Source organism: Phycisphaerales bacterium AB-hyl4 (assembly GCA_041821185.1).
GTDB classification, from domain to species: domain Bacteria; phylum Planctomycetota; class Phycisphaerae; order Phycisphaerales; family Phycisphaeraceae; genus Natronomicrosphaera; species Natronomicrosphaera hydrolytica.
Genome location: JBGUBD010000010.1, coordinates 67156 through 82995 on the forward strand (window position 1 = coordinate 67156; position 15840 = coordinate 82995).

The following is a 15840-nucleotide window of genomic DNA, read 5'->3' on the forward strand; positions in this document are numbered from 1 at the left end:
GCGGAAAGCAGAAGGTTTCGAAACGCTCAATCACACCAGGATGGCGACCGACAGGCTCAGGCGGCGGCATTCTGGCGGCCGCGGCGATAGAGCATGGCCACCGCGCCACCGGCGAGCAGGATCATCGTGCCCGGCTCGGGAACGCTGGTCACTTCGATGGCAAAGCCCTTCTTGGCGATGAACGCCGCGCCATTCATCGACGCGGTCTGGAGCGTGTTGTCGAGGCTGATCTTGATCGCATCCCCGGCAAACGCGCTCAGGTCCAGTTCAGCCCAGCCGTTCCAAGTCCCCGAACTGGTCGTGGTGAAGTTGGCAGGCAGCCCGCTCACGTTGATGGTCGACTGGCTGCTGTTGGCACCTTCGACGGCAAACAGGCCGCCGCCGACGTTGACAATCGCCTCGCCACCGGACAATACAACGAGGGACCAGTCGCCGAACTCGGTCAGCCGAACGCTCGAAATCGTCTGGCCCGGCTTGGCCTGAAGGGTGAACTTCAACACGCCATCGGTGGTGTCCGCGTTTGCCCCCGTCGAGGTAGGCGAGAACGAGGCAAAGTCCGCATCCGGGCTGAACACGAGTTGATCGACCACAGTTGAACCACTCGTGGAGCTGCTGACCGTGATCGGCACACCAGGCTCCTGATAAAGCGGCGGCGTGCTGGTGGATGAATCTTCGCGAACATCGTTGAACCAGACGCCTTGGCCTTCAAAATTGCCGTAGTTGATCGGTGCGGCAAACGTCGCCGAAGCCGTCATTCCGAGCACCATGCAAAAAGCGAGCAACATCACGATTGGCGATCTGCCCGGCCACCCCCGTTTTATACCCGTCACTTTGATACCTTCTTTCCTGCCGGACATGTCAGCCTCCACTGAAATTCTCCCCCACCTCTACCAGCTAACGTAGCTGGCGCCGGTTTTATTTCCCCCTTCGGCTTCTTTCCGCTCAAGACTCGAAAGATGCGATGGCGTCTTGTCCGGTCTCCATTTACGATCCTGGAAGCAAAATCCACCGAGGATCAGCCGAATGTCTTGCCCTTTCCATCCTATCGATACCGATTTCTCAACGCAAGAGTTTTTCATTCAATCGTTATTAAATCAATAGATATAGCGACCTCGACGAGGCCGGGCTCGATGGACGTAGCCGGGGGCATAACGCCTGCTGCAATCAGTCGGCAATCGCGTTCCGCCGTCGCTGAGCGCTGTCCATTTGTTCCCCGGTGGGGCTTTGGCCGGTCCGCATCATTTCGACGAAACAGTCGAACAGGTAGCGGGCGTCGTGCGGGCCCGGGCTGGCTTCGGGGTGGTACTGCACGGCGAAAATCGGCAGATCCTTGTGACGGAAGCCTTCGAGCGTCGAGTCGTTGAGGTTGATATGCGTCGGCTCGCCGCCGGCCTTTTCGAGGCTTTTCGCGTCCACGGCGAAGCCGTGGTTCTGGCTGGTGATCTCCACCTTGGAGGTGTGGAGGTTCTGCACCGGCTGATTGCCGCCGCGATGCCCGAACGGAAGCTTGTAAGTCTTTGCTCCCATGGACAATGCGGTAAGCTGATGGCCGAGGCAGATGCCGAACGTCGGCAGTTTGCCCTTAAGCTTCTTGAGGTTGGCGATGGTGGCGGTCACCGCGGCGGGGTCGCCGGGGCCGTTGGAGACGAACAGGCCGTCGGGCTTGAACTCGAGGATCTTCTCCGGAGAGGTGTCCCACGGCACGAGCGTCACATCGCAGCCAACATCAACCAGATTCCGAACAATGTTCAGTTTCGCGCCGCAATCCAGCGCCACGACCTTGAATCGGCGGTCGGACTTCTCAACCCTGCCTTGGAGCGGCGCCCATTCGCCGAGGTCGCGGTCCCAGACAATCGGCTCGGATCGGCTGACGGACTGAACAAGGTTTCGGCCGACGAGTCCCGGGGCTTTGCGGGCCTGCTCGACGAGCTGTTCGTCGGTGAGGCTGGGGTCGGTGCACAAAACGCCGTTCATCGCGCCTTCGGTGCGGAGTCGGCGGGTCAGGGCACGGGTGTCGATGCCGGTGATGCCGGTGATTTTCTGCTTGGCGAGCCAGTCTTCGAGGCGCTGGGTGGAGCGGTAGTTGGACACGCGGTTGGAAAGTTCGCGGACGACGAAGCCGGCGGGCTGGACGCGGGCGGATTCGAGGTCACCGTCGTTGACGCCGTAGTTGCCGATAAGCGGATAGGTCATCGTGACGATCTGGCCGGCGTAGGAGGGGTCGGTGAGGATTTCCTGGTAGCCGGCGAGACTGGTGTTGAAGCAGACTTCGCCTTCGATGGTGCGTGGCCGCTGGTCGCCGAAGGCTTCACCGGTGAACACGGCCCCGTCTTCGAGCGCGAGGCGGGCGACGACGGGGGTGCTTCCGGGGGTGCTTTCGGGGGCGTTGCTGGAGGGATCGGTTGGGGGGGTGTTGGTCATGGCACGGTCAGTTTAGCGAAGACGAGCCGAGCATGACGGCGGCGGCGTTAGCGAATTGCGCAGCGAAGGTTCGCATGTTGAAGCCGGTTTATAAAAAAGAACCCACGGGCGGCATGGTGGCCCACCCGTGGGTTCGAATTTTGTCTGCTGGGATGACGACTGATCAGTGCTGCGGTTGGTTCGTCTTCGGCTCGTCGTGGGTCAGCACGGCCTGAATGAGGCGTGCGTCGGCATCCGGTCGATTGCCGTTAAGTACTTCGCTCGTATCCAGCAACGTGTTTACGGCCCGCCGCCTGGCTTCGAAGTAGCTGCGGATGGATTTGTCGTGGACCGGTTTGGCGGTGAGCTTGCGGCGAAGCGTCCGCACCACCTTGCCGACTGTGTTCTGTCGAAGGCGATGGCCAACTGTTCCGCCTCCCCCGCGAAACGGCATGTGCAGGGAACGACGCGCCGTTGGCGTTGCCGTTGACGTTGCGGTGTAGGGTGCGTTGATGGTCATGGACTGGCCGACGCTTGACTCTTCCCTCATGTCAATGAACCTCTTTTCGTGGAGCGGAACGCAACTTGATCACGTCCAAAGGCGTGTGATTCTCCCGTGCTCGCCACGACTCGGCGCGGCGTGAAGTCATGTGGGGTACGTTCTTTTTCTTCGGGACGGATGTGCCAGTTGTGAACGCTTCGGCATAATGTCGCAACGTGGAGGTTAGCCTGATGCGGCTGCCGGTACATAGCACCAGACAGGCCTGCGGAGACGGTGGGGGAGCAGGCCGCGGCTTGAAGCGGGACGGTTCAGGTAAACTGCCCGCTTATGCTTTGGGATCTGCTCGTCCAACTTGGAGTGATCGCTTATACGGTGGTGCTGCCGTTGCTGCTGATGATCGGCATCGGCTACGTGGTTCAGCGCGCGCTGGGGCTGGAGATGGCGACGCTCACCCGGCTGAACTTCTACCTCGTCGTGCCGGGCATGGTGTACTTCGTTCTGGTCGACTCCGACGTCGCGTGGGGCGATATCGGCACGGTGGTGGGCTTCAGTCTGCTGGCGATGATCGTGTGGACGGGCATGACGCTGCTGGTCGCCCGGCTAAGGGGGGTGGAGCGCGACCAACGGCGAGCGATGCTCATGTCCGTCATCTTCTACAACGCGGGCAACTACGGCCTGCCGTTGCAGGAGCTGGCCTTCCGGCCCGTCGGCCGAAGCGAACTGGCGATGGGGCTGCAGGTGTTCGTCATGCTGGTGCAGAACCTCACCAGCTTCACGATCGGCATTCTGCTGGCGGCCGGCCGATCGGGTGATGGCATGTGGAAGCGGAACCTGGTTCAGATTCTGAAGTTTCCGCCGATTTACGCGGTGGCCGCTGCCGGGCTGACGATCGCCGTGCGTCACCTGCTGGGCGATCGCAGCGATGACGTCGCTAACGCGCTCGAGCCGTTCTGGGACACGGTGCTTTATGTCAAGGACGGGTTCGTCGTGATTGCACTGGCCACGCTGGGGGCGCAGCTGGCGAACGTGACGCGCGGCCAGGTCTATTACCCGGTGACGACGACGGTCGTGCTTCGGCTGCTGGCGGCGCCGCTGGTGGGGTTCGTGTTGATCTGGCTGATGGGGATTGAGGGGTTGACGGCGCAGGTGCTGCTGATTTCGACCGCAACGCCGACGAGTGTGAACTGCTTGCTGCTGTGCCTGCAGTTTAAGAATCATCCGGACTATGTGGCGCGAAGCGTGTTTTACTCGACGGTGCTTTCGCCGGTGACGGTGACGCTGGTGATTCTGCTGGCACGCGGGGGGGTGGTTTAGTTTGGGGCAGGGGTTTCTGATTTGTGGTTTGTGGTTTCTCGTTTCTGGATGGGCGGGGGGGATGGGGCGAGAGGGAGGGCGGGGTGCGTTATGGGGTGCGTTTTGAATTGAGGAAGTCTTGAAGGATGACTGCGGCGGCGAGGGCGTCGCGGCGGGCTTTTTTCTGCTTGTGCGTCAAGCCTGTCTGAGCCATCTGGCGGTTGGCGGCGTCGGAGCTGAGGCGTTCGTCAACGGGGTGGACAGGAAGATTGAAGCGTTGGGTGAGTTGGTCGGCGAAGGCCTGGGCGTGTTTCGCGGCGGGGCCTGGCGAGCCGTCCATGTTCAGGGGCATGCCGAGGACGAGGGCGTCGGGGCCATGCTCGTCGATGAGTTTGGCGAGGCGGTTGAGTCGCTCGGCGTCGCTGGTGGTGGTGATGACGTCGATGGGCGTGGCGAGGCCGGTGGTGTCGTCGCCGGTGGCGATGCCGGTGCGTTTTGCGCCGAGGTCGATGGCGAGGTATCGCATGGGGGGAGTTTAGCGTAGGGGGTGGTTTTAGTTTCTGGTTTCTGGGTGGGGGACACTCACGGATTCAATCCGTGGGCTTCGGGGCTGGTTTCTGGTTATTGGTTTGTGGTTGGGTTGGGGGGATGGGCTACACTTCATGTCTATGGGTACTGATGTGGATGAACAGACGAAAGAGAAGCGTCGGCTTGGGCGTCAGCTCGGGCCGTTGGGCGTGCTGGCGGGGGCGGCGGCGTTGCTTCCGCCGGTGGGTGGGCTGGTGGTGCTGGGTACGTTGGACGTGGTGGGGCCGTGGCTGGCGGATCGGCCAGCGGTGGGGTTGATGCTTTATGTGACGGGTTTTGTGGTATTTGCGGGTCTGGCGTTGTTGCCGACGTATGCGCAGGCGGTGCTGGGTGGGTGGGCGTTTGGTTTCGTGTGGGGATACCCGGCGGCGTTGGTGGGGTTTGTGGGTGCGTCGTGGCTGGGGTATGCGGTGGCGAGTCGGTTTGCTCGGCCGGGTGCGCAGGCGGCGATTGACGAGCGGCCGCAGTGGCGTGCGATTCAGCGGGCGTTTCTGGGTCAGGGGTTCTGGCGGACGACGGTGCTGGTGGCGTTGGTGCGGTTGCCGCCGGTGTCGCCGTTTGCGATGACGAACATGGTGCTGGCTGGCGCGGGCGTTGGGCGAGGGGCGTACCTGCTGGGCACGCTGGCGGGCATGGCGCCGCGGACGGGGCTGGCGGTGTTCGCCGCGGCGGGGGTGGCGCAATGGCGAGAAGCAGAGATGCCGGGCGACTGGGTGTACGTGCTCGGGGCGGCGGCGACGGTGGTCGTGCTGATCGTGCTGACGTGGATCGGTCGGCGGGCGATGCGGACGGTGAAAGAAGCAGGAGCGGGGGAGGGGTAGGGTTTCTCGTTTCTGGTTTCGGGTTAATGGGGGGAGGGGGGGTGTGGTTATTTGAGTGCGGGAAAGGAGACCTGTAGCTATGATTGTGTTTTACTCGTGGAGGATTGAAAGAGATGATCTATTCCAGTGCCTGTGCCTATGCCATTCGTGCGTTGAGTTGGTTGGCACTGAAGAACCCGCAGGGCTATACGCTGCTGGATGAGCTTTGCGAGCAGACGGACCTGCCGCGGCATTTTCTGGCGAAGGTGTTTCAGGATCTGGTGCGTGCGGGGGTGCTGGTGAGTGCTCGCGGCCGAGGCGGCGGCTTTGCGCTCGCGCGGCCGGCGGACTCGATTCGGCTGATGGAGGTTGTGGAGGCAATCGACGGCACGCAGGCGTTGAAGCAGTGTGTGGTGGGGATGGCGCGTTGTAATGATGAGCAGCCTTGCCCGCAGCACGATCAGTGGAAGCCGTTGCGTTCGCAGATTCGCGCGTTTCTGGATGAGACGACGCTGTTGCGGGCGAGCGAGACGCTGAACCGCAAGCTGGAGTTGATTGGCGCGACGAGCCCCGCCGAGGCGCTGGCTCGCGATATGGGTCCGAAGCGGAAGCGGTGAAATCAGTTTCGAGTTTCGAGTTTCGAGTTGGCGATCGCGTCCCTTGCTCTCAAACTAGAAACTCAAGACTCGAAACTAGAAACTTCCTTCAGGTAGACTGTTTCCCGTGACAGACGTCCCTTCGCCGAGTCTGTATCGGCCGATGATTGGCTTTGCCTTCGCGGTAACGCTGCTGGCGACGATATGGGTCGCGAGCCAGGGCGATGTTGTGCCTGTGCAGCCGTTGGCGTTTGTGGCGGTGCTCGCGGTGGTGATGGAAGCGGCACCGGTGCTGGCGGGGGTGTGGCTGGGCGCGGCGGGGCTGGGGTATGTGCTGCGGGTGGCGCTCGTGCCGACGCTGGCGCGGGGTCGGCTGGTCGTTCAGTTGGGGCTGGGCATGGCGGCGATGCTCGTGCTTGCGTGGGCGCTGGCGTGGGCGGGGCTGTTGCACATGGCGTCGGCGTGGGGGCTTTGCGCGGCGGGGGCGGCGCTGCTGGGGGTCCAATGGATCATGGAACGGCGGGAGACGGCGGCGGCGCTGGCGAGCGACGACGACGCCGGTCCGCCGTTGCGGTTTGAACATGCATGGTCATGGATGGCGTTGTTGTGGGCTTTGCCGACGGGGTTGCTGGTGGTGGCGGCGACGTGTCCGCCGGGCACGTTGTGGCGGGTTGAGGCGTTTGGCTATGACGTGATGAGCTATCACCTTCAGCTGCCGCGCGAGTGGCTCGCGGCGGGCGCGATGGCGGGGCTGGAGCACAACGTTTACAGCTATCTGCCGAGCCTGGTCGAGGCGGGCTACATGCAGTTGGGGGCGATGCACGGCTCGGTCTCGTCGGCGATCTACACCGCCCAACTGTTTCACGCGAGCCTGGCGGTGCTGGCGGCGGCGGGGGTGACGCAGGCGGTGCGGCATTTTGTCGATGCCGGGCCGGCGGTCGCGGCCGGGGCGGTGCTTCTGGCTGTGCCGTGGGTATTGGTGACGGGGTCGCTGGCGTATAACGAGATGGCGGTGCTCGCGTTCATGGCGGTGGCACTGGTGGTGCTGTTCGATGTGGTGAGCGAACGCTGGGGCGGCGCGGCGGTGGTCGGGTTGCTGGTGGGCGCGGCGACGCTGGCGAAGCTCACGGCCGGCTTTTTCGTGGCAGTGCCGCTGGCACTGGTGCTGCTGACAAGATGGAACCATGCGCTGCGCTGGCGGCAGCCACCGCGATGGCAGGTGGGGGTAAAGGCGGCGGCGATCGCGGGCGTGGCGGGGGCGTTGATGCTGGCCCCCTACCTGGTGCGCAACTTCACATGGACGGGCAACCCGGTATTCCCATTCGCGACGGGCATGTTGGGCGCGGGCCACTGGGATGACGACCTGACCCGGCGATGGGACGAGGGACATGGCCTGGCGTGGGACGATGCGAACCGCTTCGAAGCGTTTCATCGGCAATGGCTGCTGAACACCGGCTACGGCGCGCTCGGCGGCGACGACACGCCGGTGGAAACGCAGAACATCGCCCGCTTCGATCAGGAAGGCGGCTTCCCGCTGTTGTGGGTGGTGATGCTCGGCAGTGTAATGTTCTGCGTGACACGGCCGGGGCTGCGGCGGGCGGTTGGGGCGATGGGGCTGGTGCTCGGTGTGCAGTTCGCGTTCTGGCTGTTGGCGACACACTTGCAAAGTCGGTTTCTGATTCCAACGCTCGTGCCGGCGGCGCTGCTGGCGGGCATCGGGTTTGGTCGACTGGCGGTGTTGACGCAGACGCGGGTGGCGTGGCTTTGGCCGTTGACGGCGAGCGTGGTGGTGCTGCTGCTGACGCTGTCGAGTTTGACGACACTGTTCAACCAGACGCAGCGCGTTCGGCTGGACGACGGCCGAGTCGTGCCCGCACCGCTATGGGCGCTGATCGACTCGCGATCAACAGACGATGCGTCGGCGGTCGGCGGCGTGGGCGGACATCCGATCAACGACCTGCCTACACAGTCGCGGACGCTGCTGGTGGCCGACAGCAGTCCGCTGCTGTATCTCGAGCGCCCGTTCGTTTATCACACGGCGTTCGACGCGAGCCCACTGGGTGAGATGATTCGCGAAGCCGAGGGTGACGCTGGGCGTGTGAATAAAAAGCTGCGCGAGGCGGGCATCACGCATATCTGGGTGAGCTGGTCGGAGTTGGATCGGCTGCACGCGACGTATGGACATGATCGTGACGTGACGCGCGAGACGCTTGGCGAGTTGATCGACACGGGCTGGCAACGCGTGTCGGACCACGGGCGGTCAGCGACGTTGTTCGCATTGCCGTGACCGCCGCTGCACTGCGGCGTCAGCTCAGCAGGCCGAAGATGACCACCATCAGGTTCGCGGCGGTCGTAAGGATGGCGGCGTAGCCGACGATGCGGCGGTTCTCGGGGCCGACGTATTCCAGCGGGCGGTTGACCAGAGCGCAACTGTGGCGGGCGACCCATTCCAACCGATCGACCTGGCGCTGCCACGCGGAAGCGGTGATGACGACGTCGGCTTCCGCTTCATCATCCGTCTGATCTGTTGCGGCAGCGGCGGGGCGAGCCTCGGGCTGGTCGTCGAGTTCCGCAGCCACGTCGGCAGCGCTGCCGGCTTCGGCGGTTTCCGCTTCCGGCGGCGACTCGAAAGACCAGTCGTCGTCATCGTCCGCCGCTTCGGCAGCGATGGCGGCGTCCGTGCTGGTGATGTCGTCTTCCAGCAGTTCGTCGGGCGATTCGAAACCGCCCTCTATCTCGTCAGACGCCGCTTCGGCGGTCGCGGTAACCGGGGCGGGGGCAGCGTCGGCAGGCTCGTCGGCACTGGCCGGTTGCTCGGCGGCCGGGGCGGTGGCGGGGGTTGGCTCTGGCTCGACGGCCTGGATGTCGCCAACCGACTCGTCCGCCTGCTCCGCAAGCATTTTGTCGATCTGCTCGATGAGGACGGCATCGTCGGATTCTTCTTCTTCCGCCGCGTCCCCCTCGGCCGAGGCGTCCGATGTCGACGGCGGCATCGCCGACGCTGGTTGTGTTTCGACATGCTGCTGACCGGGGGCCGACGCGGGCTCAGCCTCGCGTGCGGCTGGAGCGGCAGGCTCGGCTGACTCGACAGCCAAAGGCGGCGCAACGCGAGGGGGCGGCTCCGCCTCGGCAGCGTCGGGCTCGGGGCCGGTCTCGGCAGCGGGTTCGGGCGCGGCCTCTGCTTCTGCCTCCAACTGTTGTGGCGATTCAAACGTGCCGGCAAGATCATCGATCTCCGCTGGGTCGGCTTCGTCCAACAGCGATTGAATCTGGTCCGCCAGGTCTGCCCCCAACGCATCAGGCGCGGACGCCGCTGCCGCAGGTTGCTCCGGCTCGACGGGTTCAGCCGGCGGCGAGGGTGTTGGCGGTGATGATGATGGCGATGGCGGTGACGCGGCTTCCAGTGGCGGCGTTGTCGGGGCAGGCTCTGCGATCGTCGACGGTGAGGCGGGGACGGCGGCGGGGGCATTGCCGACCGGGGCATCCGCTTCCTGGGCCAGCAGCGCATCAAGCTGCGCCGCGAGGTCGGAGGCCTCGTCGCGCGTCGCCTGCTCGCCCGGTTTGGCCGACTTGGCCGGCTTGGCCGAGGTCTTGGAGCCCTTGTTGGATGCCGACTGGTTCAAAACGTTCGCTTCCCGTGCGTCGTCCGAATTGACGCCACGCATTCGGACGGGCGACAATCTCACCGGGCATCTGGTCGAACCGTCACGACACGACCGCCCGCTATAGGCTGTTATCGACCAGCGCGGCGAGAAACTCAAGCCCGACCCGCCATAAGCCGATGGATCAGCCAAGCCCCCGGAAGTTTTCCCCCGCCCCACCCCCGATTGCCCCACCCCGGAACACCCCGGAACGCCCGCGCTCGGACCTGCCCATGGCCAACGCCGCTGCCCGATTTTACTGTCCGAACCTGCCACACCCCCGGCTTGCCGGCTCGCGTTGCGAACTCGACGCCCACGAGTCGCATCATGCGCGCAAAGTCTTGCGCCTCAAGCCCGGAGCGCCGGTGGAGCTGTTCGATGGCGCTGGGGGCCTGGCGCGTGGCCGACTGGTCGACTATGACGGGCGGACGGCGTTGTGCGAGGTCAACTCGGTGGAGCGGATTGATCCGCTTCGGCCACAGATCGTTGTCGCCGCGGCGGTGCCCAAGGCCGGCCGCGCCGAGCCAATGGTCAACCAGCTCAGCCAGGTTGGGGCTGACCGGTTTGTGCCGATGATGACGCAGCGCAGCGTCGTCGACCCGCGCGAGGGCAAACTCGAACGCTTCGAGCGGCATGCGATCGAGTCGGCCAAGCAGTGCAGCCGACTGCACGTGCTCACCGTCGAGGCGGCGCAATCGTTTGAAACATTATTAACCGACACGGCCGACGTTCGGCTGCTGGCGGCGCCGGGCGACGGTTCGCCGACGGACTTGCCCGAGCGTGTGCATCGCGCGGCGCGGGTGCTGGTGCTTGTCGGGCCGGAGGGTGGCTTTACCGACGAGGAACTGACGGCTGCGGACAAGGCAGGGTTTGAACGCTGGGCGTTCGGGCCTTACGTGATGCGCATCGAGACGGCGGCGGTGGTCGCGGCGGCAATGCTGCGACAGCTATCGTAAATTTTGCGCTTCCCCGACCGCCAGTGGCAGCTACACTATCGGAACGAGGGAACCAAACATGCCGAACTACGACCAGACGTTCAACGCCCGGGGGAATCTCTACAACGAAGCCATGACCATCTGCCCGGCCGCCCGCGAGCCGGAGCGCGAGCGGCTGCTCGCCCGACTGCAACCCTGCGCCGGCGAAGTGGTCGTCGATGCGCCGGCAGGCGGCGGCTATCTCGCGGAAGGCGTGGCGGCGCGTGGCGCGGAGGTGGTCTGCATCGAGCCGGCGGCGCGTTTCGCCGAGGCGATCGCCGGCCGATTCACGACGCACATCTGCCCGCTGACCGATATGCACCTGCCCGACAGCCAGGCGGACAAACTCGGCAGCCTTGCCGGGCTGCATCACCTGGACGCGGACGAGGTCGGCTGCTTCTTCCAACAGGCGTGGCGAGTGCTCAAGCCCGGCGGCCGCATCGTCGTCGCCGACGTTAAAGCCAACACACCCACGGCCACATTCCTTAACGGCCCGGTGGATGAATGGACCGAGACCGGCCACAAGGGTCGCTTCTTCGACGAGGGCATGTTCACCGAGCACCTCACCGCGGCCGGCTTTGAGCAGATCGAAGAAACATGGGACCAGTTCAGCTGGGACTACCCCGACCACGAGACGATGGTGTGTTTCGCGTGGCATTTGTTCGGCATGACGCGTGCCACCATGGAGATGGTCGAAGCCGCATTGACAGAACACCTCAAGCCATGGACCGATGACGCGGGTACGCATATGCGCTGGTCGCTGATCTATGCTTCCGCGATCAAGCCCGCCTACGCCTGAGTGATCGCCAACAAGACGAACTTTGAAGTGGAGGATGCTCCGATCCACCCATACAATGGGTGCGTAGTTACGTTGGACCCGAATCAAGCGCGATCAATCTGGAAGGATGCATCACCCATGGCTCAAAAGAAAAACGACAACAAAGACCTGCTTGCCTATACGTCGATCGACGACACGCTGCGCAAGAAGATCATCGCCGAGCTTCAAAAGAGCTACAACATGGAACTCGAAACGGTGATGAACTACCTGGCCAACGCCATCTTTCTCGACGGCATGCTTGCCAAGGAAGTCAAGGAAAGCCTCGATGCCGACGTGACCGAAGAGCTTGGCCATGCGCGACAGCTTGCGATGCGCATCAAAATCCTCGGCGGCGATATCCCCGGCTCGCAAGGCCTGAAAATGGAACAAGGCTCCCTCCAGCCGCCAAAGAATACGACCGACGTGATTTCCGTGATCAAAGGCGTCATCGAAGCCGAGACCGGCGCAATCGAGCAGTATCAGAAAATCATCGAAATGACCGGCGACGACACCGACCCCGTCACGCAGGATCTCTGCGTGGAACTCAAGGGCGACGAAGAAGAACACCGCCGTGAGTTCGTCGGCTTCCTCCGCGAGTATGACACGCTCAAGGAAATGCTTAAGTAAATCGGCCGACGTTTAGCGGCAACAACTCAACGGTCACTCGAAGCCCACGGATGGCCATCCGTGGGCTTTATCATTTACATCACGTCCACATCCCCCCCTACAGATACTCATCACCAAAGCGCTCGCCGACCTGTTCGTGCAGCTTCTTGATCTGCTCTGCCTCGCTTGCGCGACATACCAGCGTGGCCTTGTCGGTGTGGATGACAATCAGGTCTTCCACCCCCACGGTCGCAATCAAATGCGCGGCGTCATTCGACGCGATCAGCGTGTTTTTCGAACTGATCATCAAATGGCGACACCCCGCCGCGGCGTTGCCCGCATCGTCTGTCTGGCAGGTCTTGCCGAAGCTCGGCCACGATCCCACGTCCAGCCACTGCAACGGCATCGGCACGGCCGCCACCGTCACCGCCTCGTCGCGCGACGCCGGCTCCATCACCGCATAGTCCACGCTGATTTTCTTCAGCGTCGGATACACCTCGCCCACCACGCGCTGCCAGTCCCGGCCGCCCCACGCCTGTGCACACTTGTCGAGCCCTTCACGATTCTCCGGCGCATACTTCTGTATGCAGTCGAGCAACGTCTGACCGCGCCAGACGAACATCCCGCTGTTCCACAAGTATCGCTCCGGGCCCGCGGCCACGTATTGCTCGGCCGTGGGCGCGTCGGGCTTTTCTTTGAACTGATTGACCGCAAACGCGTCATGCTCGGGCAGTGCATCGCCCAAGTCCAGGTAGCCGAAGCCGGTCGAGGGCTGTGTCGGGCGGATGCCGAAGGTCACCAGCACATCGTCGCGCTGCTCCGCCAACTCGAAGCCGCGCTCGACGATCTGACGAAACTCATCCTCCGGGCGAATGAGATGGTCGGCGGTGAAAATCGCGATCACGGCTCGCGGGTCCTGCTTCGTCAGCACGGCCGTGCCCAGGCCCACCGCGTTGAGCGTGTCGCGGCCCACCGGCTCGCCGATGAACTGCGCTTCGTCGAAGTTCGGCAGCCGATCGAGCATCGCCTGCTTATGCGACTCGCCGGCGCAGATGTAAATCCGCTCGCGCGGCAGCAGGCCTTCCAGCCGATCCATCGCGATCTGCAACAGGCTTCGGCCCTCGATGAACGGAATCAACTGTTTCGGTACGGCCCGGGTCGACATCGGCCACAACCGCGTGCCCGAGCCGCCGGCAATTATTAACGCATAGCGCATCAACCACTCCCTCATTATGATTCGAAACAACCCCTCTTCAGTCAGCATCATCCTAGGCATCTCACGATTCGGCGTCAGCTACATTCAACTTCACGATCTGCTCACACTCGTCCGCCGCGTCGGCATCGGCTAAACTTGTCGGCCATGGAACGTGAAGCCATCGAAAAACCCGACCTCTCCGAAAAGGGCCGTGCCGGCCAAACCCTCGACCGCCGCCTGTTCGTGCAACTGCTCGCCTTTACCGGCAGCGGCCCCACCGACCCGCTCATCGGCGCACTCCAGTCACGCGACGACATCACCGCCACGCTCTACGAAGACGCCACCGACCCCCGCGGCGTCGCCCTGCTGACGCTCAGCGAAGACCCGGCGTTCTTCGTCGGCCCGCTGCGCGATATGCTCAACGTCGGGCCGTGGGCTGCCCTCACCCCCAGACCCGAATTGACCATGTTCGGCCGAACGTACAGCCTCGGCTATGAACCCGACCTCGAAGAAACACTCATCAATCGCCCGCGCAATACCGCACTCAACCCCGACTGGCCGTGGGCGATCTGGTACCCGCTTCGCCGTAGCGGACAGTTCATGCAACTGCCCGAAGACGAGCAGCGCGAGATCCTCATGGAGCATGGCAAGATCGGCTTCGCCTTCGGCCGCGCCGACTACGCCCACGACATCCGCCTCGCCTGTCATGGCCTTGACCGTCACGACAACGACTTCGTCGTCGGCATCATCGGCAAGGAACTGCACCCGCTCTCCGCCGTCGTCCAGGCCATGCGCGGCACGACCCAGACGTCGCTTTACCTCGAACATCTGGGCCCGTTTTTCATCGGTAGAGCCGCCTACCAGACCGCCCCATAAACACCCAAAGGCAGTGCAGCTTAAGCTGCACTGCCCCGCCCGCCCGCTTGAATGCTCGAATGCTTGAATCATCGAACACCTGACATTCTCACACGATCAAACCATGCCTACCACCACGCTCACCGAACGTTACGCCGCCGCGAAACAATCTCTCGAAGCCGTCGACCAGGCCCACGTGCTGCAATACTTCGACGAACTCACCGACGACCAGCAGGACAGACTGCTCGCTCAGATCGAAAGCGTCGACTGGCCGGAAGTGCATCGGCTGATCGAATCTCACGTCCGCCACAAGCCCGAGTTTAAGCTGCCGGACAACGTCGAGCCCGCGCCGTGGTATCCCAACACGCCGCCCGCCGACCTCGAAGCGCGTTACCGTGACGCCCGCGCCGTTGGTGAGCAGCTCATCCGTGACGGCAAGGTGGCCGCCTTCGTCGTCGCTGGCGGCCAGGGCACGCGTCTCGGCTGGGATGGGCCCAAAGGCACGTTTCCGGCGACCCCCATCCGCAAGCTGCCGCTGTTCGCCTGCTTCGCCGAGTACATCCGCAAGACGCAGTCCAAGTTCGGCTCGACCGTGCCGTTCTATGTCATGACCAGCCCGATCAACGACGCGGACACACGTGCGTTTTTCAAAGACAACAACTACTTCGGCCTCGACCCGGCCAACGTCATGATCTTCCCCCAGGGCATGATGCCCGCGATCGATCGCGAGACCGGCAAGGTTCTTCTCGCCGACCGCGACGAGCTTGCCCTTTCGCCCAATGGCCACGGCGGATCGCTTAAAGCCCTCTACAGCAGCGGCGCGATCGCCGACATGCAAAAGCGCGGCATCGAACACATCAGCTACATCCAGGTCGACAACCCGATCGTCAAGGTCATCGACCCGCTGTTCCTCGGCCTGCACGCGCAGGACGAAGCGCAGATGTCCAGCAAAATGCTCCCCAAAGCCTACGCTAAGGAAAAGCTGGGCAACTTCTGCCTCGTCGACGGCAAGATGACCGTCATCGAATATTCCGACCTGCCCGACGCGCTCGCCGAGGCCCGTCAGCCAGATGGCGAGTTGCGGTTCCGCGCCGGGTCGATCGCGCTGCACGCGATGCGCGTCGACTTCGTCGAATCACTGAACAAGGGCGGCGACACCGTGGGCTTCAACTTGCCCTTCCATCGCGCGGAAAAGAAAGTGGCTTACCTCGACAGCGCCACCGGCCAGGCCGTGACGCCCGATCAGCCAAACGCGGTGAAGCTGGAGACGTTCGTGTTCGATGCGCTGCCGATGTGCGATACCTCGATCCTCTACGAGACCGACCGCATCGAGGAGTTCGCACCGATCAAAAATGCCGAGGGCGTCGACAGCCCCGCCAGCAGTTACGAAATTCAGATCGAGCGGGCCGCCCGCTGGCTGGAAGCGCAGGGCGTGACCGTGCCGCGCCGCGACGACAAGCCCGACGCCACGCTCGAAATTTCGCAACTCACCGCGATCGAAGCCAGCGATCTCAAGGACGTCAAACTGCCCGAGAAGATTTCGCCGAAAAGCGAGTTGTTGTTGTAACGGTTT

Annotated in this window: 15 protein-coding genes; 9 read left to right on the forward strand and 6 right to left on the reverse strand. The window is 63.5% G+C overall.

What is annotated here, in order from left to right; genetic code table 11:
- Window positions 1-56: 56 nt before the first annotated feature.
- The 3 genes from ACERK3_15080 to ACERK3_15090 all read right to left on the reverse strand — a co-directional run bounded on the left by ACERK3_15080 (window position 57) and on the right by ACERK3_15090 (window position 2950).
- A complete protein-coding gene (locus ACERK3_15080; protein MFA9479610.1) occupies window positions 57-857 on the reverse strand; it encodes a PEP-CTERM sorting domain-containing protein in 801 nt (266 codons plus the stop codon).
- 307 nt (window positions 858-1164) lie between these two features.
- On the reverse strand, window positions 1165-2421 hold the full coding sequence (carA, locus tag ACERK3_15085) for a glutamine-hydrolyzing carbamoyl-phosphate synthase small subunit (protein ID MFA9479611.1): 1257 nt from the start codon (window positions 2419-2421) through the stop codon (window positions 1165-1167).
- Window positions 2422-2584: 163 nt separating this feature from the next.
- A complete protein-coding gene (locus ACERK3_15090) occupies window positions 2585-2950 on the reverse strand; it encodes a hypothetical protein (GenBank protein MFA9479612.1) in 366 nt (121 codons plus the stop codon).
- A 279-nt stretch (window positions 2951-3229) separates the two neighbouring features.
- Here ACERK3_15090 and ACERK3_15095 point away from each other — a divergent pair, with 279 nt between their 5' ends.
- On the forward strand, window positions 3230-4216 hold the full coding sequence (locus tag ACERK3_15095; GenBank protein ID MFA9479613.1) for an AEC family transporter: 987 nt from the start codon (window positions 3230-3232) through the stop codon (window positions 4214-4216).
- An 88-nt stretch (window positions 4217-4304) separates the two neighbouring features.
- Here the strand turns inward: ACERK3_15095 and ruvX are convergent, their stop codons facing one another.
- Entirely contained in the window at window positions 4305-4721 is a 417-nt protein-coding gene (ruvX, locus tag ACERK3_15100) for a Holliday junction resolvase RuvX (GenBank protein MFA9479614.1), read from the reverse strand.
- A 136-nt stretch (window positions 4722-4857) separates the two neighbouring features.
- Here ruvX and ACERK3_15105 point away from each other — a divergent pair, with 136 nt between their 5' ends.
- From ACERK3_15105 to ACERK3_15115, 3 genes are all read left to right on the forward strand, one after another.
- Window positions 4858-5604, forward strand: coding sequence for a TVP38/TMEM64 family protein (locus tag ACERK3_15105; protein ID MFA9479615.1), 747 nt, complete (start codon window positions 4858-4860; stop codon window positions 5602-5604).
- A 113-nt stretch (window positions 5605-5717) separates the two neighbouring features.
- Window positions 5718-6200, forward strand: coding sequence for an Rrf2 family transcriptional regulator (locus ACERK3_15110; protein MFA9479616.1), 483 nt, complete (start codon window positions 5718-5720; stop codon window positions 6198-6200).
- Window positions 6201-6306: 106 nt separating this feature from the next.
- Window positions 6307-8466 carry a hypothetical protein gene (locus ACERK3_15115; protein MFA9479617.1) on the forward strand — a complete coding sequence of 720 codons (2160 nt, stop codon included), beginning with the start codon at window positions 6307-6309 and terminating at the stop codon, window positions 8464-8466.
- Window positions 8467-8485: 19 nt separating this feature from the next.
- Here the strand turns inward: ACERK3_15115 and ACERK3_15120 are convergent, their stop codons facing one another.
- Window positions 8486-9802 (reverse strand): hypothetical protein, encoded by a 1317-nt coding sequence (locus tag ACERK3_15120; protein ID MFA9479618.1) that lies wholly within the window; start codon window positions 9800-9802, stop codon window positions 8486-8488.
- A 251-nt stretch (window positions 9803-10053) separates the two neighbouring features.
- Here ACERK3_15120 and ACERK3_15125 point away from each other — a divergent pair, with 251 nt between their 5' ends.
- The 3 genes from ACERK3_15125 (at window position 10054) to ACERK3_15135 (ending at window position 12238) form a co-directional block, all read left to right on the forward strand.
- Window positions 10054-10776: a 16S rRNA (uracil(1498)-N(3))-methyltransferase gene (locus ACERK3_15125; protein MFA9479619.1), complete on the forward strand. Its 723-nt coding sequence runs from the start codon at window positions 10054-10056 to the stop codon at window positions 10774-10776.
- A gap of 58 nt (window positions 10777-10834) precedes the next feature.
- Window positions 10835-11593 carry a class I SAM-dependent methyltransferase gene (locus ACERK3_15130; protein ID MFA9479620.1) on the forward strand — a complete coding sequence of 253 codons (759 nt, stop codon included), beginning with the start codon at window positions 10835-10837 and terminating at the stop codon, window positions 11591-11593.
- A gap of 117 nt (window positions 11594-11710) precedes the next feature.
- Window positions 11711-12238 (forward strand): ferritin-like domain-containing protein, encoded by a 528-nt coding sequence (locus tag ACERK3_15135; protein MFA9479621.1) that lies wholly within the window; start codon window positions 11711-11713, stop codon window positions 12236-12238.
- Window positions 12239-12335: 97 nt separating this feature from the next.
- Here the strand turns inward: ACERK3_15135 and ACERK3_15140 are convergent, their stop codons facing one another.
- Window positions 12336-13433, reverse strand: coding sequence for a mannose-1-phosphate guanylyltransferase (locus ACERK3_15140; protein ID MFA9479622.1), 1098 nt, complete (start codon window positions 13431-13433; stop codon window positions 12336-12338).
- A gap of 144 nt (window positions 13434-13577) precedes the next feature.
- Between ACERK3_15140 and ACERK3_15145 the strand changes: the two genes are divergently transcribed.
- Together ACERK3_15145 and ACERK3_15150 are read left to right on the forward strand one after the other, a co-directional pair.
- Window positions 13578-14288 (forward strand): chlorite dismutase family protein, encoded by a 711-nt coding sequence (locus ACERK3_15145; protein ID MFA9479623.1) that lies wholly within the window; start codon window positions 13578-13580, stop codon window positions 14286-14288.
- 103 nt (window positions 14289-14391) lie between these two features.
- Window positions 14392-15834: a UTP--glucose-1-phosphate uridylyltransferase gene (locus tag ACERK3_15150; GenBank protein ID MFA9479624.1), complete on the forward strand. Its 1443-nt coding sequence runs from the start codon at window positions 14392-14394 to the stop codon at window positions 15832-15834.
- Window positions 15835-15840: the final 6 nt, after the last annotated feature.